General features: G+C 61.3%; 20 protein-coding genes. 6 read left to right on the forward strand and 14 right to left on the reverse strand.

The features are described from left to right. Positions 1-7 precede the first annotated feature (7 nt). The 3 genes from pgi to G7Y31_RS03520 all read right to left on the reverse strand — a co-directional run bounded on the left by pgi (position 8) and on the right by G7Y31_RS03520 (position 3,413). Positions 8-1,633 (reverse strand): glucose-6-phosphate isomerase, encoded by a 1,626-nt coding sequence (gene pgi / locus G7Y31_RS03510; protein WP_165007920.1) that lies wholly within the window; start codon positions 1,631-1,633, stop codon positions 8-10. 47 nt (positions 1,634-1,680) lie between these two features. After that, complete coding sequence (locus G7Y31_RS03515) at positions 1,681-3,000, reverse strand: Na+/H+ antiporter family protein (protein WP_165007918.1); 1,320 nt, start codon at positions 2,998-3,000, stop codon at positions 1,681-1,683. 104 nt (positions 3,001-3,104) lie between these two features. Next, the gene (locus G7Y31_RS03520; RefSeq protein WP_165007916.1) at positions 3,105-3,413 is read right to left on the reverse strand and encodes a chorismate mutase; all 309 of its coding nucleotides are present in this window, start codon (positions 3,411-3,413) and stop codon (positions 3,105-3,107) included. Between the two features lie 86 nt (positions 3,414-3,499). Between G7Y31_RS03520 and pcrA the strand changes: the two genes are divergently transcribed. Then, entirely contained in the window at positions 3,500-5,875 is a 2,376-nt protein-coding gene (gene pcrA, locus G7Y31_RS03525; protein WP_165007967.1) for a DNA helicase PcrA, read from the forward strand. Here the strand turns inward: pcrA and G7Y31_RS03530 are convergent. The 5 genes from G7Y31_RS03530 to G7Y31_RS03550 form a co-directional block, all read right to left on the reverse strand. Continuing rightward, positions 5,872-6,597, reverse strand: coding sequence for a M23 family metallopeptidase (locus G7Y31_RS03530; RefSeq protein ID WP_165007914.1), 726 nt, complete (start codon positions 6,595-6,597; stop codon positions 5,872-5,874). The two genes, pcrA and G7Y31_RS03530, sit on opposite strands and share 4 nt — an antisense overlap. A 262-nt stretch (positions 6,598-6,859) precedes the next feature. Then, the gene (locus G7Y31_RS03535; protein WP_165007912.1) at positions 6,860-9,694 is read right to left on the reverse strand and encodes an ABC transporter permease; all 2,835 of its coding nucleotides are present in this window, start codon (positions 9,692-9,694) and stop codon (positions 6,860-6,862) included. Next, positions 9,687-10,391, reverse strand: coding sequence for an ABC transporter ATP-binding protein (locus tag G7Y31_RS03540; RefSeq protein ID WP_165007910.1), 705 nt, complete (start codon positions 10,389-10,391; stop codon positions 9,687-9,689). Before G7Y31_RS03540 ends, G7Y31_RS03535 begins: the two co-directional genes overlap by 8 nt. Further along, complete coding sequence (locus G7Y31_RS03545; RefSeq protein ID WP_165007907.1) at positions 10,384-10,920, reverse strand: PadR family transcriptional regulator; 537 nt, start codon at positions 10,918-10,920, stop codon at positions 10,384-10,386. The genes G7Y31_RS03540 and G7Y31_RS03545 overlap by 8 nt, the downstream gene beginning before the upstream one ends. A gap of 217 nt (positions 10,921-11,137) precedes the next feature. After that, positions 11,138-11,887 (reverse strand): M23 family metallopeptidase, encoded by a 750-nt coding sequence (locus G7Y31_RS03550; RefSeq protein WP_165007905.1) that lies wholly within the window; start codon positions 11,885-11,887, stop codon positions 11,138-11,140. 359 nt (positions 11,888-12,246) lie between these two features. On the opposite strand from G7Y31_RS03550, the gene G7Y31_RS03555 reads away from it, so the two are divergent. The 3 genes from G7Y31_RS03555 to purH all read left to right on the forward strand — a co-directional run bounded on the left by G7Y31_RS03555 (position 12,247) and on the right by purH (position 15,816). Then, positions 12,247-13,578, forward strand: coding sequence for a cell division protein PerM (locus G7Y31_RS03555; RefSeq protein ID WP_165007903.1), 1,332 nt, complete (start codon positions 12,247-12,249; stop codon positions 13,576-13,578). A gap of 91 nt (positions 13,579-13,669) precedes the next feature. Beyond that, positions 13,670-14,224 (forward strand): phosphoribosylglycinamide formyltransferase, encoded by a 555-nt coding sequence (purN, locus tag G7Y31_RS03560; protein ID WP_244977460.1) that lies wholly within the window; start codon positions 13,670-13,672, stop codon positions 14,222-14,224. Positions 14,225-14,295: 71 nt separating this feature from the next. After that, on the forward strand, positions 14,296-15,816 hold the full coding sequence (gene purH, locus G7Y31_RS03565; protein ID WP_165007901.1) for a bifunctional phosphoribosylaminoimidazolecarboxamide formyltransferase/IMP cyclohydrolase: 1,521 nt from the start codon (positions 14,296-14,298) through the stop codon (positions 15,814-15,816). A gap of 7 nt (positions 15,817-15,823) precedes the next feature. Here purH and G7Y31_RS03570 read toward each other — a convergent pair whose 3' ends face one another. From G7Y31_RS03570 to rpmB, 6 genes are all read right to left on the reverse strand, one after another. Next, positions 15,824-16,531, reverse strand: coding sequence for a TetR/AcrR family transcriptional regulator (locus G7Y31_RS03570; protein WP_165007899.1), 708 nt, complete (start codon positions 16,529-16,531; stop codon positions 15,824-15,826). Positions 16,532-16,692: 161 nt separating this feature from the next. Beyond that, on the reverse strand, positions 16,693-17,454 hold the full coding sequence (locus G7Y31_RS03575) for a hypothetical protein (RefSeq protein ID WP_165007896.1): 762 nt from the start codon (positions 17,452-17,454) through the stop codon (positions 16,693-16,695). A 163-nt stretch (positions 17,455-17,617) separates the two neighbouring features. Then, positions 17,618-17,869 (reverse strand): 30S ribosomal protein S18, encoded by a 252-nt coding sequence (gene rpsR / locus G7Y31_RS03580; protein ID WP_165007894.1) that lies wholly within the window; start codon positions 17,867-17,869, stop codon positions 17,618-17,620. 14 nt (positions 17,870-17,883) lie between these two features. Beyond that, positions 17,884-18,189, reverse strand: a complete 306-nt coding sequence (rpsN, locus tag G7Y31_RS03585; RefSeq protein ID WP_035107129.1) for a 30S ribosomal protein S14 — start codon at positions 18,187-18,189, stop codon at positions 17,884-17,886. A 3-nt stretch (positions 18,190-18,192) separates the two neighbouring features. Continuing rightward, positions 18,193-18,357 carry a 50S ribosomal protein L33 gene (gene rpmG / locus G7Y31_RS03590; protein WP_010187624.1) on the reverse strand — a complete coding sequence of 55 codons (165 nt, stop codon included), beginning with the start codon at positions 18,355-18,357 and terminating at the stop codon, positions 18,193-18,195. 3 nt (positions 18,358-18,360) lie between these two features. Continuing rightward, positions 18,361-18,597, reverse strand: a complete 237-nt coding sequence (gene rpmB / locus G7Y31_RS03595) for a 50S ribosomal protein L28 (RefSeq protein WP_165007892.1) — start codon at positions 18,595-18,597, stop codon at positions 18,361-18,363. A gap of 384 nt (positions 18,598-18,981) precedes the next feature. On the opposite strand from rpmB, the gene G7Y31_RS03600 reads away from it, so the two are divergent. Beyond that, positions 18,982-19,251, forward strand: a complete 270-nt coding sequence (locus tag G7Y31_RS03600) for a type B 50S ribosomal protein L31 (RefSeq protein ID WP_165007890.1) — start codon at positions 18,982-18,984, stop codon at positions 19,249-19,251. Positions 19,252-19,266: 15 nt separating this feature from the next. Then, complete coding sequence (gene rpmF / locus G7Y31_RS03605; RefSeq protein WP_136140826.1) at positions 19,267-19,440, forward strand: 50S ribosomal protein L32; 174 nt, start codon at positions 19,267-19,269, stop codon at positions 19,438-19,440. The last annotated feature ends 139 nt before the right edge of the window (positions 19,441-19,579 follow it).

Consider the following 19,579-nt stretch of genomic DNA (forward strand, 5'->3'; position numbering starts at 1 on the left):
CTTGGAATTATGCAGGCGTTTCGCGCTGGGTGCGGTACCAGCGAATCAGGCTGTCCGTTGAGGTATCGCCAGAGTTGACTGCTTGCTCCCCAGACACCGCCGGTGCTAGGTCATTAGCCTGCTGCTTGCCCAGCTCCACACCCCACTGATCGAAAGAGTTGATGTCCCAGACCACGCCCTGGACAAAGACGATGTGCTCATACAAGGCAATCAGCGCGCCCAGCGCATATGGGGAAAGCTCCGGGGCCAGCAAGGTGGTGGTGGGGCGGTTGCCCGGCATGACCTTGTGATTGACCAGCTGGGGATCCACGCCTTCATTGGCAATCTCTTCCGCAGTCTTGCCAAAGGCCAAGACCTTGGTCTGGGCAAAGAAGTTGCCCATGAGCAGATCATGCATGGAGCCCTCCCCGCTGGCGGTGGCCAGATCCTGGCGCGGGTTGGCAAAACCAATGAAGTCCGCGGGCACCAGGTGGGTGCCCTGGTGTAAGAGCTGGAAGAAGGCGTGCTGGCCGTTGGTGCCGGGCTCCCCAAAATAAATCTCCCCGGTCTGCGTGGAGACCTGCTGGCCGGAGTGCGTGACGGACTTGCCGTTAGACTCCATGGTTAGCTGCTGCAGATACGCCGGGAAGCGCGCCAGGTCTTGGGAATACGGCAATACCGCGTGGGTCTGCGCACCCAGGTAGTCGGTGTACCATACCCCCAGTAGCCCCATGAGTACAGGAACGTTGGACTCAAGAGCCGTAGTGCGGAAATGGGTATCCATCGCGTGCATACCCGCGAGGAAGTCCCGGAAATTTTGCGTCCCGATGGTGGCCATAAGCGAAAGCCCAATGGCAGAATCTACCGAATAGCGCCCGCCTACCCAATTCCAAAAGCCGAACATGTTCGCGGTATCAATGCCGAACTCAGCCACCTTCTGTGCATTAGTGGATACCGCCACAAAGTGCTGGGCGATAGCAGCCTGATCGTGGTCAAAGGCGTCGAGCACCCAGCGGCGGGCTGCGTGGGCATTAGCCAGGGTTTCTTGGGTGGTAAACGTCTTGGAGGCGACGATAAACAGCGTGGTCTCCGGGTTCAGTTGCGCCAGCGTAGCACTGAGATCCGCCGGGTCCACGTTGGAGACAAAGTGGGCGGCAATGGTGCCTACATGGTAGGTGCGCAGGGCCTGGGCCGCCATGGCCGGGCCCAAGTCGGATCCGCCGATGCCAATGTTGACCACCGTGTCAATCGCCTTGCCGGTGTGCCCGGTCCAGGTCCCATTATGCAAACGCGCCACGAAGCCTTCCATGCGCGCCAGGACCTCCTGGACGTCGTGGTCGACGTCTTGGCCGTCTACCTCCAGGCGGGTGCCAGCCGGGGCGCGCAGTGCCGTGTGGAGTACCGCGCGATCTTCTGTGGTGTTGATGTGTACACCGCTAAACAAGTCTTCGCGGGCCTGCTCCAGGCCGGCTGCGCGAGCGGTGTCTATTAGGGCGTCCCGGACGTGGGTATCAATGAGGTTTTTGGACAGGTCCACATGCCACCCAGCGGCATCAAAAGTCCAAGTGGCTGCGCGATTGGGGTCGGTGGCAAAAAGCTCCCGGAGGTTCAAGGAATTATCGCGGGCGAGAGCTTCGAGCTGGGAGGGGGACATGGGGGTCCTTTCTGTCGGTAGTACCTGGGTACTACCGTAGCGCAGAATTAGAGGATCAGTGCCGCTGCCCAGCCTGCTGCCAGCAGTGGCAGATTGAAGTGTAAGAAGGTAGGGATCACGGAGTCGCGGATGTGATCATGTTGACCGTCGGTGCCCAAGCCCGCGGTGGGCCCCAAGGTGGAATCGGAGGCCGGCGAGCCGGCATCGCCCAGCGCGCCCGCAGTACCAATAATTGCCACGGTGGCTGCCGGACTAAAGCCGAGCGACAAGCACAAGGGCACAAAGATGACAGAAATAATGGGCAAGGTAGAAAAGGAGGACCCAATGCCCATGGTGACCACCAGCCCCACTGCCAGCATGGCTCCGGCGGCGGCGAATTGATTGTCCCCGAAGAGCTCCGCCGTCGCGGCAACCAGGGACTCCACCTGGCCTGTTGCGGACATCACCGCAGCAAAGCCCTGCGCGGTAATCATAATGAAGCCGATGAGCGCCATCATGCGCATGCCGGAAGAAAACACATCATCAGCCTGGTTCCACTGCACCGCGCCGGTGAGCAGCAAAATAGCCAGACCCGTTAAGGCGCCCACCATCAGGCCGTCGGACGCAAAGTCCAGGGCCTGCATCACGATCTGCATCGCGAAGGTGGCCACAATTGCCACCACGGCCACGCCAACTTTAAACGGGACCACCTCGGCTGGAGCAGGCTGGCCGGCCAAGGGGGCATCGGCATAGTCGCGCGGCGACCGGTAGCTAAAGAACACCGCCACCAGCAGGCCGCACAGCATGCCGAGTGCAGGAATGGCCATGATGGACATGATGTTCATGCCCGCAGTGTCCAAGCCTGCCTCCTGGATATTGAACAGCAAGATGTCATTGAGATAGATAGAGCCGAAGCCCACCGGCACAAACATGTAGGTAGTCACTAGCCCGAACGTCAGGCAGCATGCCACCAGGCGCCGGTCTAGGCGCAGGGAGTTCATCACCTTGAGCAGCGGGGGCACCAGCAGAGGAATGAACGCAATGTGGACGGGGATGAGGTTCTGGCTCATCACGGCCATGGCCGTCAATGCCCCGATGAGCAGCCATTTCGAGCCCGCGCCGCCAATACGGGTGGAGAGCTGATTGGCCAGCAGCTGCGGCAGTCCCGTGGCCGCAACCCCCATGGCAAAAGCGCCCAACAGGGCGTAGCTCAGCGCAATCTTCGCCCCGCCTCCCAGGCCCTCTTGGAAAGCCACCAGCGTGCCGTCGAGCCCCAGCCCGGCCAGCAGCCCACCGGCAAGCGCACCAATAAACAAAGAGACCACCACGTGCACGCGCAACATGGCGAGTGCCAGCATGATGATCACGGCAATAAGTACTGCGTTCATCGTTATAAAGTCCAGCTATAATCCGATCCTGGTTTTACCCCAGCCCTAGGCTGCCCCTAGCCCAGGCTGACCCTAGCCCAGGCTGACGCTAGCCCAGGCTGACCCTAACCCAGCTTGCCGCGGCCCATGCGCAACAAGGCAGAAGCGATGGCCGGGCCTTCTTCGCCCAGCTCATCGCGGAACTGGTTAACAATGGCAATTTCGCGCGTATGCACCAGCCGGGTGCCGCCGGAGGACATGCGAGTCCGCCCGATGGCCTGGGAAATCTCCTGGCGACGCTTGGCGGCGTCCAAAATAATGCGGTCCATACGGTTGATCTCTTCCCGGTAGCGCTGAATTTCGGCATCCGAGAGCGGATCATCCGTGCCACTGGGCATGCGGACCTCGAAGTCGGGGAGTTGAGCCTCACTCATGGCGTTAAATCTAGTCGCGCACCTGGCAATAGGAAAACTTGGCATTCGGCAGGGATGCGCTGGTGCTAGTACGGTGGATCCTCATTATGAACGATGTCTCGCCTTTTAGCCGCCGCCCTGCCGCCACCGCGCCTGCCGATGTCTCGCCTGCTGGTGGGCAGCTTGCCGATGCCCCCGCAGACTCCCTGCTGGCAGGGCTCAACCCCCAGCAGCGGGCTGCCGTGGAACACATCGGTGCGCCGTTGCTGATTGTGGCGGGAGCAGGCTCTGGCAAGACTGCCGTGCTGACCCGGCGCATTGCCTACCTCATGCGCCGTCACCACGTGGCCCCGTGGGAAGTGCTGGCCATTACCTTTACCAATAAGGCCGCGGCGGAGATGAAGGAGCGCGTGGGCGCTTTGGTGGGCCCCGTGGCAGAGCGCATGTGGGTGTCTACCTTTCACTCTATTTGCGTGCGCATCTTGCGCCAGAACGCCCAGTTGGTACCGGGGCTCAATAGCAACTTCACTATCTACGATGGTGATGATGCCCGCCGGTTGCTGAGCATGATTGCCAAAGAACAGAATCTGGACCTGAAGAAGTTCACCGGACGAGTGCTGGCCAACCAGATTTCTCACTTTAAAAATGAGCTGATTGGACCAGAAGCGGTGGCAGCCCGCAATCCCTTCGATAAAGCGGTTGCGGATGTCTATGCGGAATACCAACGCAGACTGCGTGCGGCCAATGCGGTGGACTTTGATGATCTTATTGGGGAAGTAGTGCGCATCTTCCGCGAACACCCGCAGGTGGTGGACTTTTACCGTCGCCGCTTTAAGCATGTGCTCATTGACGAGTACCAAGACACCAACCACGCGCAATATGCCTTGGTTGCGGCACTGGTGGGCGACGGCAATGGCCAACCGGAGTTGTGCGTGGTGGGTGATTCTGACCAGTCCATCTACGCTTTCCGCGGGGCGACCATTCGCAACATCGAGGAATTTGAGCGCGATTACCCCCAGGCGCGCACCATTTTGCTGGAACAGAACTATCGCTCTACGCAAAACATCCTGAGTGCTGCTAATGCGGTGATTGCCCAAAATGAGGGCCGCCGGGAGAAGAAACTGTGGACCGAGCACGGTGCCGGGACGAAGATTATTGGCTATGTGGCGGATAATGAACACGATGAGGCACGGTTCATTGCCCAAGAGGTGGATAAAATCCACGACCAAGGCCGCAGTCTGTCTGATATTGCGATCATGTACCGCACCAATAATGCATCGCGCGCTATAGAGGACATCTTCATTCGCTCTGGGATCCCATACAAGGTGGTAGGTGGCACCCGCTTTTATGAGCGCAAAGAGATCCGGGACATGGTCGCCTACCTGCGCATTATTGACAACCCGGATGACACGGTGAGCTTGCGCCGGATTATTAACGTGCCCAAGCGCGCTATTGGGGATACCGCGCAGGCCCAGATTGCGTTGCACGCCCAGAACCAGGGAATCAGTTTTGGCAAGGCTTTGCATGATGCCGCCGAAGGCCGTGTCCCGGGCCTAAGCCCCCGCGGGCGCAATGCCGTGGCCCGCTTTAACCAGATGATGGAGGGCATAGCCCAGCAGGTCCCCTCCATGATTAATGAGGTAACCGGGCAGCCGGACTTGGGCGAGCTGGTGCGGGCGGTGCTGGATGCTACCGGATACCGCGAACAGCTGGAGAACTCCAATGATCCGCAGGACGGGGCGCGACTGGACAACCTCAATGAGTTGGTCTCCGTGGCGCACGAGTTTAGCTCCGAAGCCGCCAACCAGATGGCGTGGGATGACGCGGAGGAGGAGGGGGAGGGTGCAGGCTCCCTCCAGGCCTTCTTGGAGAAGGTCTCCTTGGTAGCTGATGCGGACCAAATCCCGGATACCGGGGCAGGAGTAGTCACGCTGATGACCTTGCACACGGCCAAGGGCCTGGAGTTTCCCGTGGTGTTCCTCACCGGTTGGGAGGATGGCCAATTCCCGCACATGCGCGCGCTGGGAGACGCCAAGGAGCTTAGTGAAGAAAGACGCCTGGCGTACGTGGGCATTACCCGCGCCCGTGAGCAGCTGTATATCTCGCGGGCTCTGGTGCGTTCCTCCTGGGGCAATGCCCTTACGAATCCGGCCAGCCGCTTCCTCGCAGAGATCCCGGAGGACCTCCTCGACTGGCGCCGGGAAGAACACCACAGCTCACTGCGTGGCGAGTGGTACCACGGGCCTTCCGCGTCTTCCCCAACGCAGCGAACCGTTCGCACCCCGCAACGCCTGCAGCCTAAACCGCAGAACAACGAGCTTGATTTAGTTGTTGGTGACCGCGTCAATCACGCCAAGTATGGGTTGGGCACAGTGATTGCTGCCGATGGCCGTGGCCCGCGAGCCACCGTGACCATCGACTTCGGTTCGGCCGGAACCGTTCGGCTGATGCTCATTGGTGGTGTGCCGATGGAAAAGCTCTAGAACGGGATTCCCGCCGCAGCAAACCACGCCTGCGGGTCAGCCGGGGTGGAACCATCCGGGTGAATTTCAAAGTGCAGGTGCGGGCCAGTGGAGTGGCCCTCATTGCCAATGGAGGCAATCTGCTGGCCTGCTGTGACTCGCTGACCTTCGCTTACCAGCAGGGAGTTAGCGCTCATGTGGCCGTAGACGGACACAGAGCCATCATCATGCTTGATGCGGATCCAGTTGCCGAAACCCTGGGCCGGGCCGGAAGAGATGACCGTGCCATCCATGATGGAGTAGATAGGGGTTCCCACAGGGTTGGCCACGTCGATGCCGTTGTGCATAGCCCCCCAGCGCATACCGAACCCGGAGGTAAAGGTACCTGAGGTCGGGAAGACCACCGGGTAGCCGGAGGGCGAAGTGCCACGCATGCCCGGGTGCAACTGGGCCGGGTTTGCCGGTGCCAGAGCCTCTGCCAGGCCCGGTACCACGGAGGGGTCGAGCACCACGTTGATCTGGTTGGACTGGTAGCGCACCTGGGGGATGACGCCGTTGTTTGCAATGCCGTCAGCAGCCTTGGCTAGTCCGACTGCGGCGCCCAGCAGGCCGGCGGCATCGGGCTCGCCAGAAGAGCCCTGAGTAAAGTTCAGGGACAGTGCCGGGGTCTGCGCCGAAGCGTGGGAGGCCAGAACGCCAGCCAGCGCGATGGCGCCGGCGGCGACTAGGTGGGTGCGCTTCATCAATGAGGTCCTTTGCACGTTAATGGTCACAGGGCAATCAGTATGCCGGCGGCGTGTCGCTCCACGCTTGGGCCGCCTTTTGTGGCAACGGAATAAAAGTTATCCGTTCCGCCGCGCCTTGGCAATGTGTAAAAATTGCTGGTAGAGGGCCGAAGTTTCGAAAAATTGTCGAACATGCCAGCTTGTTACGCGTGTTACCGATGTGAAAATTGTGACCAGTGTAAAGCCCTACTTGAGTGAACGGGGGTAGAACACGGGGGTGCTACACGAGCCCGCGAGAGCCGCTGGACTCACCGCGAGCAGCATAGGCGGAGCCCTGCGGGCGGTGGACCCACCAAGCCAACCCGGCGCATAGCAGGGGCATCGTCAATGCCAGCACCGCCATGCCCCAACTGCACCGGAAGAAGGCGGCAGTGCCCAGCTGGTAGAGGTCCCCGGCCACCGTGTAGGAATCGCGGGCGGTGGTCAAGAAACCAAACGCCGCGCCCACGAGGAGCCCACACCACAGTGCGGCGGCGGCAATACCGCCATAGGTTAGCGCTGCGACGCGTGCGGTGAAGCCTTCCGTTGCGCCTAGCTGGTGGAATACCCCGGACTCCCGCCGCACAGCTGCCGCCGACAGTGCAATAATGAGCGCAAATGTACAGAGCACGCCGATGCCAGCCACAGGAGCAATCAGCTCCGGTAGCGCTCCCAGCGGAAACCACGGCACCGAAATTGACAGGTTAATATCTTCCGGCACTGCCTTGGTGAGCTTGTTGGCCAGGTGGGGACCGATGTCTGTGGGGAAGTGCACCACGGTGGCCACGCGCTGGGACTCTAGGCCCAACTCCTTGGCAGCTGGCGCGCTGAGGATTAAGGCGTCCGCAGTGCCAACTGAGAGCACTGGAGCTATCGGAACCTGTGCGGTGCTGGTGCGATCTGGGGTGTCTTCGGCGGCATAGTAGTCCACGCCGTCGTCGTAGAAACCTGCCTGGAGCGTGGCGTTATCGAGGTGGTTGAGCCCTGCGCCGCGGCTGACCAGCACACCTCCGGCGCGCAGGGTCTCGGCCGCCTTCGCCCTGTCCTCCGGCGAAGCAAAGGTATACAGGTCGAGGACTTGGTCCATAGTGCTCGAATCCACGATCGGAACTATCGCGTTGTGGGCGAGGGCCGGGAACTGGGGTTCTTGATTAAAGCTGCCCAGACAATCGCGGGCGGCAGCGGCATCTTCCCGGGCGTCGGCTCCATTGGGGTGGATGATGCTGTCATCATAGGGGTCCGTTGAATAGCGCCGTCCCTGAGCACAGTCAATGGCTTCTGGGAAAGTGAGCATCACCTCTCGTGCAGCGGAGTCGCCGCCTGCGTAGTACCCGTTGAGGTTTTTGACGGAAACAATGTCCGTGGTGGTTATGTTGCCGTAGTCGTTGCGCAGCTGATTAACCACAGTAGGAATGGCAGAGGCATCCTCGCCATGAACTACGGCCAGGTTATTGGGGCTAAAGGCCTGATTCCAGGCAGCCTGATGGGCGTTAGCCGTTGAGGAGGCGGTATCTGCAAACATACATACCGCAGCTAGGGCAGCCACAGCGGCAGCGGCCGGGATGGACCGCAGGCTTTGCCGGGTGAGGCTTCGCCCCGCAACGCGCAGCGCCAGCGGGCCGCGCTGGCACAGCCAGGACACGGCCACTATCAGCGCCGGTGTGGAGGCCGCAGTGCCGCCTACGAGGGCTAGAAGCAGCAGCGGCATGAGCAAGTCTTCCATACGTGGGTGGTGGAGGAATTCGGGCTGTGCTAGCCATACCCCGTAGCTTCCTAGAATGCTCACGGCCAAGACACCGGGGCCCACGCCCATCCAGTGCTTCCATGCCAAAATGCGGTCTGGTTGCGCGCCGGCCAGTGACTGAGCCAGCGCCTTGCGGGCAGACAACACCGCGGGCACAGCAGCGGCGCCAAGCGCTGCCAGGATGGCCGTACCCCATATGGTTGCCGTCCATCCCCAGGGCACCGTTGGAGACCATCCGGGGGCATCGTAGTTCCACCAGGCCCAACCAGCGGCGAGACCTGCCACGGTGCCAAGGCTAGAGCCTATGACGCCGATCAACCCAGCGTTGAAGAAAACGGCGGCGCGCAGGTGCCTGCGGGTAGCCCCCTGGGATGCCAGTAGTGCAAAGACCCGGGTATTGCGTGTAAGAGTCAGCGCGAATACCGGCGAGATAAACAGCAAGATACTCAGTACTGCTACGAAATAGACAATGGCTGTCTCGATGGCATCGAGGACCTTGTGCCACTGTGAGGAACCGCTATAGGAGGTCCAGCTCTCAGCGTCTTCGCGTACTTCTGCCGGGGTGCCTTCCGGTGGGGTGTCGATGAAGGAGCGAGATTGCACAATGGCGCCGTGGGCGTTTGCGCGCTCTATGTCCTCCCACGTCAGCGGGCGAGCAGAGTGGATGTGCCACTGCACAGAAAAAGTTGGGTCATAGGGCGCGGAGTGCTCCAGGTCAAAGAAGGAGCCAGCGGCAACCACTGCTTGCCTTTGTGGGGACAGCTTGACCACCGTGAGACTGCGGGTAAGGCCGCGCGAGCTGACTTGGATCCTATCGCCTACGCTGACCCCCAGCTGCTTGGCCAGGGACTTGGGCAGCATAATCTCATCTTGTTGCAAGCTAATGTTGGCCGCAGGGGAGATGAAACTGGCTGGAGTTTGCAGGAGTCCACCATTAACTTGCTCTCCGCGGAATTCTAGCTGCGCCGAAGTGTTCACAACGGCCTGGACGGTGAAATCCGGCCCCAACGCGGCTTCCACGGTGGCCAGACTCGGTATGTCTGTCTCTGACAAGTCATGCCTGTCGATGACTGTGCCATCGGCCATGCGGCACTCGAACGTGGCGTCGAGAGTTTGTGTGCACGTACCCCCAACATATTCGGCTGTGATTTCTTCCTGGGGCGCGGCAGCGCGCACGGGGTCTAGTACCTCAGTAAGCGAGTGCTCCCGCAGGCTATAACCCGTAAGGATTGCCACAGGTAGGGCAATGAGTAGTAAACCGGCCAAGAATGCCTTGGGAAAGCGCAGTAGCTCCCGGCGGCTGACCTTAATTGCAGCGCGATAGCTAGGCATGGCTTCCTCCTTGCGGGGTGGTGACACGGCCGTCACGCAACAGCACCACGCGATCTGCCCATGCGGCAAAGCGGGGCTCGTGGGTGACGATGATCCCGGAGGCACCGCCATCGATCTTGCTGCGCAGTACATTCATAATGGCCTCGCCAGTACTGGTGTCCAGGGCCCCGGTGGGCTCGTCTGCCAAGAGGACCTTGCGTGGACCAATCAGGGCGCGGGCAATCGCCACGCGCTGAGCTTGTCCGCCGGAAATCTCCTCCGGGAAGCGATCCGCTGTGCCAGCTAATCCAACTTCTTCCAATGCGGCTTCTGCCTGCTCGCGACACTGAGCGCTGCTGAGTCCGTCCAGTTCCAGAGGGAGGGTGACGTTTTCGCCCACCGTCAACGCGGAGACCAAATTGAAGTTTTGGAAGACCACCCCCACGTGCCGGCGGCGGTATTCTGCGGTTTTGTTGGGCGATAGTGCGGCGGCATCCACGCCTTCTAGCAGCACCCGCCCAGAGGTTGGTTGCTGCAAAAGCCCGCCGACGTTGAGTAATGTGGACTTTCCGGAGCCAGACGGGCCCATCACGGCTACTAGCTCGCCTGGCTTGAGCTGCAGGCTGACCCCGTCCAGGGCAGTCACGGTGCGGGGGCCGGAACCGAAGACGCAACTGACGTTATCTAGTTCCAGCGGTAGGGGCGCGTAGTTATTCATGGGAGGTCCTTTCGATGGGGGATAGGGCTTCTACGCGGTCAAGCCAGCGCAAAGTGGCCTCTAACTCGAAGATGCGCCGCTCGGTGGCCAAGCGTTGGGCATTGCGATCTTCAGGCAGTGAACGGTTAGCGGTGTTGAGTGCACGCAGTTCTTCCATAGTGGCGAAGCGCTGCGTATCGACAATGTCGATGTAATCGAGTTCCGGGCGTAGTGCTGCAAGCGCCAGTTTGAGCACCAGCTCGTCGCGCTCTGAGGGACCACGGCTAATCGAGCTAGACCACCAGTGTTCGAGTTCTGCTTGGCCAGCAGGAGTCAAGGCATACAGCTCCGCCGTGCGCCCGGTGGGTCCTGTGGTGGTCCCGGCGGATGCGATGAGCTCGTCGCGCTGCAACCGGGCAAGTGTCTGGGAGACTTGGCCTATGTTGAGTGGCCAGAGGCCATCGAGCTGGGTATCAAATTCCTGCTGAATGGTGCTGGCTGTTGCTGGCGCGCGGGCCAGCAATGCCAGAAGGCTATGTTTAACCGACATAGGGCGCATCTTTCTACGAGGCAGTAGGTTAGTGGGTAACTTACTCGGTAACTTACCGGGTAACCACAACTTTGGCAAGCCCTATCCCAAAACCCGGATTGATCCGTTCCTGAGCCTCAACGCGTGACGGATGGGACTAGGGGACTAGTGCATAACCCGAAAACGCAAGCAGACCCGCCGGAGCGGGTCTGGGGAAGAAGTAATGAAAGCGTGCGTTTTAAACGGAGATACCGCGGCTGGCCAGCCATGCGGCCGGGTCTACAGCGTTGGTGCCGTCCGGGTGGATTTCAAAGTGCAGGTGCGTGCCGGTGGAGAAACCCAGGTTGCCCATGCCAGCAATCTTCTGGCCGGCGACAACGTGCTGCCCCACGGTAACGTCGAGGGATTCCATGTGGCCGTAGACGGAAATCGAGCCATCCTCGTGCTGGATGCGGATCCAGTTGCCGTAGCCGGAGGCGGGGCCGGAGTCGATAACGGTGCCGTCCATCACGGCCAGGATTGGGGTGCCGTTGGCGTTGGCGATATCAATGCCGCTGTGGAAGCTGCCCCAGCGCGGTCCAAAGGGGGAGGTCAATACGCCCACAGCGGGGAGGGAAACAGATGGTGCACGGGCGGCATCGTCAGCCGCGGCACGGGCTACGGAGGCCTCGATGGCCTTCTCAAGCTGTTCGGTGAGGTTGGTCACTGGCTTGGCCTCTGCCATGGTGAGCACCTGGGGTGCGGCGTCCAAGGGGGCCTCGGCAAGCTCTGGCTGAGCCTTTTCCAATGGGTTAGAGGTGCTGGCCAGCTGGACATTAGGCGTGGCGGGGGCATTGCTCTGCAGGGAGGCAGCGGCGGCGCCACCCACACCAGCGGAGGACACTGCGCCAGCGGCGACGGTGAAGAGGGCCATGCGGCCCTTGGCGGTTTGCGAGGGGGTGATCTTGCGGTGGCGGCCGGTGCCGCTGCGCTGAGTCGTGCTTCGCATTAAACTTCTTCCTTCGTGTCTCCATGTGTTGTGGGCGCTGAGCTGGACCCTGAGTTGGGTGCTGAGCTGGCTCAGTTACACATTTGTGACCTTCTTGTTACCAACGAATGGTAACAATAGCGTTTCGGTAACGATTGGGCAACCCCTCGACGGGCCGCGTACCCCCATGTGGCCACATTTTAGGCCTCCGAGCCGCACGTCTTAAAATTGCCTAAGTTTTCGCAGCTTGTTACGCCTGTGATGCCAGCAAATCTGCGGGCAGCATGTGGCTTATCGTGCAGCGTGTGCCTTATTAATAAGGTATGGCACGCGTGGGATAACCGGCAGTGAGCGCAAGGCGTGGCAAAGTGGTGGGCACGATGAGCAAGAACACCAGCCCGCACTCCCGCGAATCCCGCCGCAACCGCGCGCAACCCGCCGCTGCGCGGGTGGCCACCAAGGTGCGAGATAAGAACTCTCAGCACCGCAGACACCAGCCGGAGACCCTTCCGGGCATGCTGTGGCAGATGCTGCTGGTGGTTGGGCTGCCGAGCGTCATCTTCGTGGGCGTCATCATTGCCGCGTCCCTGACTGGAGTGCTGCTGGCGGGGGCGCCGATGGCCTGGCTGCCCACCATTATCGGCTCTGCGTGGATGGTGGTGTCGCTAGGTGCGCTGAGCATCCAAGACGCCAGCCTGGCGTTGTTTCCGCTGATCCCAGCCGGGCTGTTGGTCTGGTTGGTGGCGCGGCGTGTGCACCACCGGGTTAAGGAGCGCGTCAGTGAGCGCGATTTGCTGCTGTTGGCCGCTTGTTGCGTGCTGGTGCCGACGGTACTGACCCTGGTGGCTTGGTTCATGCTGTGGGACGCCTCCAAGGTCTATGACGTCCAGGCGCCGCCGGTGCTAGCTGCACTGGTGCGGCCAATTTTGCTGCACCTGGTGGCCTTGGCCCTGGGCATGGGCCCGCGCCTGTGGAAGGCCCTGGCAGGCCGCTACGGGGTACCTCGGTGGCTTGTCGATGCCGCCATTACCGCCATGTATTTCTTCCTGACGCTAGCGGCTGCCGCAGCGGTGGTTCTGGTGGTCCTGGTGGCCGTGCGCTGGGACCAGCAGGGCCAGTTGTGGGCACAGTACCCCGTAACCGACGGTGGGACGGTGGCCGGTCTGCTGGGGTTGAGCATCGCCTATGCTCCGAATGCGGTGGTGGCGGTGCTGGCGGTGCTCTCTGGTGCTGATTTCCAGCTGGGGGAAGCCAGCGTGAGCGTCTTCGAGTCCGTCCTGGTGCCGCTGCCTCCGCTGCCGCTGCTGGCTGCCGTGCCTGCCGATGCCCCCGCCTGGGCACCCATCGCCTTGGTGTTGCCGGTGGCGGTTGGCATCGGCGTGGGGGTGTGGCGCCGGCCCAACTGGAGCCATGCGCTTGCAGCCGGTGGATGGACCGTGGCGTTTACTGCCATCCTGGTGTACGCGGCATCGGGAACGCTGGGGCACTATGGCTGGGTGGGACCACGGTGGTGGCTAGCTGCAGTCCTGTGTGGAATATGGGCGGCGCTAACTGGCCTGGCAGTAGCCGGGGTGGAAGCCCTGCGGAGGCGGCAGAGCCCCGAAGCTCCAGTAGGCGAGGCTGACCCGGAGCTTCCGGAGGAAGTGGCTGACCCCGAGCTGTCGGAAGAAGTGGCTGACCCCGAAGTTCCGGAAGAAGAGGCCACTGACTAGGCTGGAAGCCGTGACTTCATCGCAACGGCCCTGTACTGCCCAAGCCTGTACTGCCCAAGACTCCGCGCCAGATACCGGCTTGAACATTGTGGTGCTGGTATCTGGTACCGGTTCTCTCCTGCAGAGCATCATTGATAATCAGGACGAGTCCTATCGGGTGAGCAAGGTGGTCGCAGATGTGGACTGCCAGGGCATCGAGCGTGCCCGCGCTGCCGGAATCCCCGCGGAAATTGTGGCCTTTGACGCCACGGATCGAAAGGGCTGGAACCACCGCATGGCCGCCGCTGTAGGCGAGCCGGACGCGGTGGTTTCTGCTGGTTTTATGCGCATTCTTGGCCCGGCGTTTTTGCAACGCTTCGAGGGGCGCACCATCAACACCCACCCCGCGTTGCTGCCGGCATTTCCCGGAGCCCATGGGGTGCGGGATGCGCTGGCCTATGGTGTGAAGGTCACCGGTTCTACCGTGCACTTTGTCGACGCCGGGGTAGATACCGGCGCGATTATCGCGCAGCGCGCCGTGGAAGTTGAACCTGGAGATACGGAGGCCAGCCTGCACGAGCGCATCAAGAAGGTAGAGCGGGAACTCATCGTCGCCGTATTGCGGGCAGCTCGCGCGGAGCAGGGCACGTTGCGCATTGATATCTAAGTCGATGGGCAAGTCACGACTTTCGCAGAATTCTATGTACCACTCCCACTTTGAAGAGGAAGATGCCAACCATGACTGATGTCAAGCAGATTAAGCGGGCATTGATTAGCGTTTATGACAAGACTGGCCTGGAAGAGCTAGCCCGGGCGCTTGATAGCGCCGGGGTAGAGATTGTCTCTACCGGCTCAACTGCCGCGAAGATTGCCAGCTTGGGCATTGACGTCACTCCTGTGGAGGAAGTGACCGGGTTCCCCGAGTGCCTGGAGGGCCGGGTAAAGACCCTGCACCCGAAGGTGCACGCGGGCATTTTGGCAGACACCCGCAAGGAGGACCACCTCGCACAGCTTGCTGAGCTCGGAGTCGAAGCCTTCCAGCTGGTAGTGGTCAATCTCTACCCCTTCCGGGAGACCGTGGCATCCGGCGCTGACTTTGACGGCTGCGTGGAGCAGATCGACATTGGAGGCCCGTCCATGGTGCGCGCGGCGGCCAAGAACCACCCCTCGGTGGCGATTGTGGTGGACCCGGCCCGCTACGCGGATGTGGCTACTGCAGTAGCAGCGGGTGGGTTCAGCCTGGAGCAGCGCCGGGAGTTGGCCCGGGACGCCTTCTTGCACACCGCGGACTACGATGCCGCCGTGTCCGCCTGGTTTGTGGATCAGCTGGGCGATGGCGCCTTGCGTTATGGCGAGAACTCCCACCAGGCCGCCTCCGTGCGCCGCACCGGCACCAAGGGCTTGGCCAATGCCCAGCAGTTAGGTGGCAAGGACATGTCCTACAACAACTACCAGGATGCCGACGCCGCCTGGCGGGCGGCCTGGGACCACCAGCGCCCCTGCGTGGCCATTATTAAACACGCCAACCCCTGCGGCATTGCGGTTTCTGACGAGTCCATCGCGGCGGCGCACCGCGCCGCGCACGCGTGCGACCCGGTCTCTGCTTTTGGCGGGGTCATTGCGGTAAACCGTGAGGTCACTGTGGAGATGGCGCAGCAGGTCAAGGAGATCTTTACCGAAGTCATTGTGGCACCGTCCTACGAGGATGGCGCGGTGGAGGTCCTCTCCGCCAAACCGAACCTGCGCATTCTGGTCGCCGAGTACGAGGCCCCCAGCGTGGAGATCAAGCACATCTCCGGCGGCGTTATTACCCAGGAGCCGGACCTCTACCAGGCGCCGGGCGATAAGCCGGAAAACTGGACCCTGGCTGCTGGTGAGGCGCTAGACGGCGCCGAGCTAGCAGAGCTCGAATTTGCATGGCGCAGCGTGCGCTCAGTCAAGTCCAACGCCATCATCTTGACCAAGAACAATGCCGCTGTGGGCGTGGGCATGGGCCAGGTTAACCGCGTTGATTCCGCCAAGCTCGCTGTGGAGCGCGCCAACTCCCTGGCAGAAGATGGTCAGGAGCGCGCCCGTGGTGCCTATGCCGCTTCCGATGCCTTCTTCCCCTTCGCCGACGGCCTCCAAGTGCTGCTAGACGCAGGGGTAAAGGCCGTGGTGCAGCCGGGCGGTTCCATCCGTGATGAGGAAGTCATTGCCGCTGCTCAGGCAGCAGGGGTGACCATGTACCTCACCGGCACCCGCCACTTCTCCCACTAAGGGGAAGCTACTCCTTATTCTTGGGGTCCGCAGGGACGGTAGCAATAGCGTCCTTGCGGTTTTTGAGCAAATCCAAGGTTGCCTGGTAGCGGTCCGCGGGGGGCTGGGCGCCGAGGACTGCCAAGGCGGCATCGGCAAGCATGACTGCGGTCTCTGGGATGTCCTGGGCGGCGCGGTAGGGGGGATTACCATTATTGGGGCGCATCTCAATGACGGACAACGCAATGTGGAAGGGCAACTCCACGCGGGGATCATCGGCGCCCACAATGGCCGCGGCGTGGGTGCGGAAATGCTCCTGCAGCTGGGCGCGCGCCTCATGGTACTCAGAGAATTCCTCCGAGTTAGCCACCGGCAGCTGATAGAGCCGGCCCACATTCCACCCACTGGTCAACAACAGGCGCGACTCCGCGGCCACCAGGGCCCACAGCAGCTGTTCCGCAGGGGCATCAGAATGCTCCCGCAGCTCCTCCGCCAAGCCCAAGGAAGGGGCAATAGTGGAATTGAGCAAGGTCAAAAAGATCTCCGTCTTCGACGGGAAGTGGTAATACAGCGACGCCTGGCGGATGCCCACGGCCTCTGCAATCTGGTGCGTGGAAGTAGTGGCAAAACCCTGGGTGGTAAAAAGCTCCGCAGATGCGTCGAGGATCTCCTCCCGCGCCGTCTTTCCCCGGCGGCGCGGGCTATTCTTACGCGGCCTGCCTACAGCTCCTGCCACTGCGGTCGTCTCCTTTGACAATTAACATTCATAACGTGCGCCGCCCCCTAATTGGTTCACGTGCTCCAGAGCAGCCAAGGGCTCCAACCGCCAAGGGCTGAGGCAGGCAGAATTCTGGGGGCGCGCATAACACCACTAGATTATACGCAACGGGTGCACTTTCAACCGTGACGTGCACCCAGGGAATCACAAACCTGCGCCACCATGCGAGACGCTGCACCATAGGCGGTGCGGTCCAGCGCGGTGAGGTCATCCCAGCAAAGGTCTGCGCTGGTGACATGGGTGTGCCAATTGCGTAACTCAAGAGCCAAACCGGTAGCCCACGCTTGACTCAAGGCATCTGCCTCCGCAGCGGTGAGCAGCTCCCGCTCGCGACCAATGGCCAGACGGTCAGCCACCTGACGCGGGGCCGGGGCCGCCCAGCGGGCGATAGCGCGGATGGGGGAAAGCAAATGGCCCTGAATGTCCACCACCGCTGCGCGGTCTGGAAGGCCGTAGACCATCTGCATGTGCGGTGGGCGCTGGTTTAAGGCGATCTCTAGCCCAGGGGCATGGGCAGACACCAGCCCGGCGTCAGCAGCATACTCAGGAGTAAGAGCCACCGGGTCGCCGTACAGACCAACCTCGGTGAGAAACTGTGCCAGCTCCGGATCTTCACCGAGCCACCGGATGGGGGAGGTGGGCAGGGCATCGCATGTAGCCACCGCACCGGTTAGCCGCACTTGGCTGTCCACGGCGGGGCAGCGCACCAGATCGCAGACCAGCCGCGAGAACCACGCCGCCAAGGCCTCTTCATCTTCCCGGTGTTCGACCGCGTTGCGCAGCATTTGTTGGGACTCTGCCACGATGCCGCGCGCAGCAGCGCGGGAGTCACAGTGGAGTGCCACTTCGCTCAAGGCTAACAGCGAGGGGTGCAATGCCATGGCGGGGTCCTTTCTGCAACGGGGGTGAGGGTGAATGTGCGGTGCCAAGTTTGTGTCGACTGCCCAATTTTAGCAGGCGGGAAAACGACTCAGACCCGCTGCGCGCCTCTAGGGGCGGACAACGGGTCTGAAGAAGAAACGCTGTTGAAACCGACGCTACTGTTTAGCGCGTGGTGAACGGCAGGAGAGCCATTTCGCGAGCGTTCTTCACCGCGGTAGCAACCTGACGCTGCTGCTGCGGGGTCAGGCCGGTGACGCGACGGGAACGAATCTTGCCGCGGTCAGAGATGAACAGACGCAGGGTCTTGGTGTCTTTGTAGTCGACCTTTTCGATCCCGGCAGCCTTCAGCGGGTTCTTCTTAGGGCGGCGGGACTGCTCCACGCGGAACTTCTTAGCATTGCGCTTGATAGCCATTGTGCTTTTCCCCTTTACCAGCTGGACTTGCGAACGCCTGGCAGCTCACCACGGTGAGCCATGCCACGCATACGGACACGGGACAGACCGAACTTACGCAGGTAGCCGCGCGGACGGCCGTCGGCAGCGTCGCGGTTACGGACGCGGGACGGGGAGGCGTCACGAGGCTGACGGTTCAGCTCGAACTGTGCGTCCAAGCGGTCCTCATCAGAGGTGTTCGGGTTCTTGATAATTGCCTTGAGCTCAGCGCGACGCTCCGCATAGCGGGCGACGATTTCCTTGCGCTGCTCGTTCTTGGCGATCTTAGACTTCTTAGCCATAGATTATCGCTCCTCGCGGAATTCGACGTGCTTGCGGACAATCGGATCGAACTTCTTCAAGGTGATGCGATCCGGGTTGTTGCGCTTGTTCTTACGGGTGACGTAGGTGTAACCGGTACCCGCAGTGGACTTCAGCTTGATGATTGGGCGGATGTCGTTGCGTGCCATCTGTTAGATCTTCTCCCCACGTGCGCGAATCTTGGCCACCACGGACTCAATGCCGTCGCGGTCGATGATCTTGATGCCCTTGGTGGAAACAGTCAGGGTGATGGTGCGGCCCTCAGAGGGCAGGTAGTAGCGACGACGCTGCACGTTGGGGTTCCAACGGCGCGAAGTGCGGCGGTGCGAGTGCGAGACCTGCTTGCCGAATTCCGGCTTGCGGCCCGTTACCTGGCAAATAGCCGACATGGGTCTTCTTTCTCCTAGCCGCCCACATCATGGCTAGTGACCGCAGGCCCGAAAGTAGCGAGTGTGAGGGTGCTACGACGCTCGAAGTGTGAGGGTGAGCGGCATGGACCGGCTGCCAAATACCAGTAGACGTAGGCGTTTTACGTACAGTATGACAACAGCAAGCAGCAAGTTTACACAGCCGCTAAGGATTTGCCTAATTGATCCCGCCGGGAGAGATTTTAGAATACCTCGCATGCGGTGTAGCATGTATCAAGTTGCCCAGGCTCCGGCCTGGACTGCACCTGATAGTTTGTCAGTCCATTGTCTACATCCCAACTCGGGCACGATCTTCCGCGCAGACGGGGGAACCGACCCGTAGTCCAACCCTGAGGGAAGATACATATGAAGAAGGATATCCACCCGGATTACCACCCCGTGGTGTTCCAGGATGCAGGTACTGGTTCCCAGTTCCTGACCCGTTCCACCGCCACCTCCGCACGCACCGTGCAGTGGGAAGATGGCAATGAGTACCCGCTCATCGTCGTGGACGTGACCTCCGAGTCCCACCCGTTCTGGACCGGCGCCCAGCGCGTTATGGACACCGCTGGCCGCGTGGAGCGCTTCAACCAGCGCTTCGGTGCAATGGCTCGCCGCAAGAAGAAGAACGCGTAAGGAGGATAGAAGAAGATGGCAACCCCCAAGTTCCGTAAGTCCCGCGCGAATACTCACTCGCGTCGTTCCCAGTGGAAGGCTGACAACGTGGCCCTCCAGGAAGTCAAGATCGACGGCCAGACCGTGCGCATCCCGCGCCGCCTGGTCAAGGCCGCCAAGCTCGGCCTGGTTGACGTTGAGCAGTTCTAGAATTCAGCAGCTGGCTTAATCCCCGTCACCGACTTACGATGTCGGTGACGGGGATTTTCATATAGCCTTTTTTATGCGCTCCCCACGGTGCAATGGGGTGGGTTATACTCTTCTCCGCTACCGGTTTTCACCACTAGGT

This window comes from Corynebacterium lizhenjunii (genome assembly GCF_011038655.2).
Classification (GTDB): domain Bacteria; phylum Actinomycetota; class Actinomycetes; order Mycobacteriales; family Mycobacteriaceae; genus Corynebacterium; species Corynebacterium lizhenjunii.

What these genes read in the sequence shown, in the direction of transcription:
- G7Y31_RS03545 (WP_165007907.1), bottom strand. Translation starts at nt 10,920, where the DNA reads ATGTCGGTTAAACATAGCCTTCTGGCATTGCTGGCCCGCGCGCCAGCA.
- G7Y31_RS03520 (WP_165007916.1), bottom strand. Translation starts at nt 3,413, where the DNA reads ATGAGTGAGGCTCAACTCCCCGACTTCGAGGTCCGCATGCCCAGTGGC.
- G7Y31_RS03530 (WP_165007914.1), bottom strand. Translation starts at nt 6,597, where the DNA reads ATGAAGCGCACCCACCTAGTCGCCGCCGGCGCCATCGCGCTGGCTGGC.
- rpmG (WP_010187624.1), bottom strand. Translation starts at nt 18,357, where the DNA reads ATGGCACGCAACGACATCCGCCCAATCATCAAGCTGAAGTCCACTGCG.
- G7Y31_RS03600 (WP_165007890.1), top strand. Translation starts at nt 18,982, where the DNA reads ATGAAGAAGGATATCCACCCGGATTACCACCCCGTGGTGTTCCAGGAT.
- pcrA (WP_165007967.1), top strand. Translation starts at nt 3,500, where the DNA reads ATGAACGATGTCTCGCCTTTTAGCCGCCGCCCTGCCGCCACCGCGCCT.
- rpmF (WP_136140826.1), top strand. Translation starts at nt 19,267, where the DNA reads ATGGCAACCCCCAAGTTCCGTAAGTCCCGCGCGAATACTCACTCGCGT.
- G7Y31_RS03575 (WP_165007896.1), bottom strand. Translation starts at nt 17,454, where the DNA reads ATGGCATTGCACCCCTCGCTGTTAGCCTTGAGCGAAGTGGCACTCCAC.
- G7Y31_RS03515 (WP_165007918.1), bottom strand. Translation starts at nt 3,000, where the DNA reads ATGAACGCAGTACTTATTGCCGTGATCATCATGCTGGCACTCGCCATG.
- G7Y31_RS03540 (WP_165007910.1), bottom strand. Translation starts at nt 10,391, where the DNA reads ATGAATAACTACGCGCCCCTACCGCTGGAACTAGATAACGTCAGTTGC.
- G7Y31_RS03555 (WP_165007903.1), top strand. Translation starts at nt 12,247, where the DNA reads ATGAGCAAGAACACCAGCCCGCACTCCCGCGAATCCCGCCGCAACCGC.
- rpsN (WP_035107129.1), bottom strand. Translation starts at nt 18,189, where the DNA reads ATGGCTAAGAAGTCTAAGATCGCCAAGAACGAGCAGCGCAAGGAAATC.
- rpmB (WP_165007892.1), bottom strand. Translation starts at nt 18,597, where the DNA reads ATGTCGGCTATTTGCCAGGTAACGGGCCGCAAGCCGGAATTCGGCAAG.
- purH (WP_165007901.1), top strand. Translation starts at nt 14,296, where the DNA reads ATGACTGATGTCAAGCAGATTAAGCGGGCATTGATTAGCGTTTATGAC.
- G7Y31_RS03550 (WP_165007905.1), bottom strand. Translation starts at nt 11,887, where the DNA reads ATGCGAAGCACGACTCAGCGCAGCGGCACCGGCCGCCACCGCAAGATC.
- rpsR (WP_165007894.1), bottom strand. Translation starts at nt 17,869, where the DNA reads ATGGCTATCAAGCGCAATGCTAAGAAGTTCCGCGTGGAGCAGTCCCGC.
- G7Y31_RS03535 (WP_165007912.1), bottom strand. Translation starts at nt 9,694, where the DNA reads ATGCCTAGCTATCGCGCTGCAATTAAGGTCAGCCGCCGGGAGCTACTG.
- pgi (WP_165007920.1), bottom strand. Translation starts at nt 1,633, where the DNA reads ATGTCCCCCTCCCAGCTCGAAGCTCTCGCCCGCGATAATTCCTTGAAC.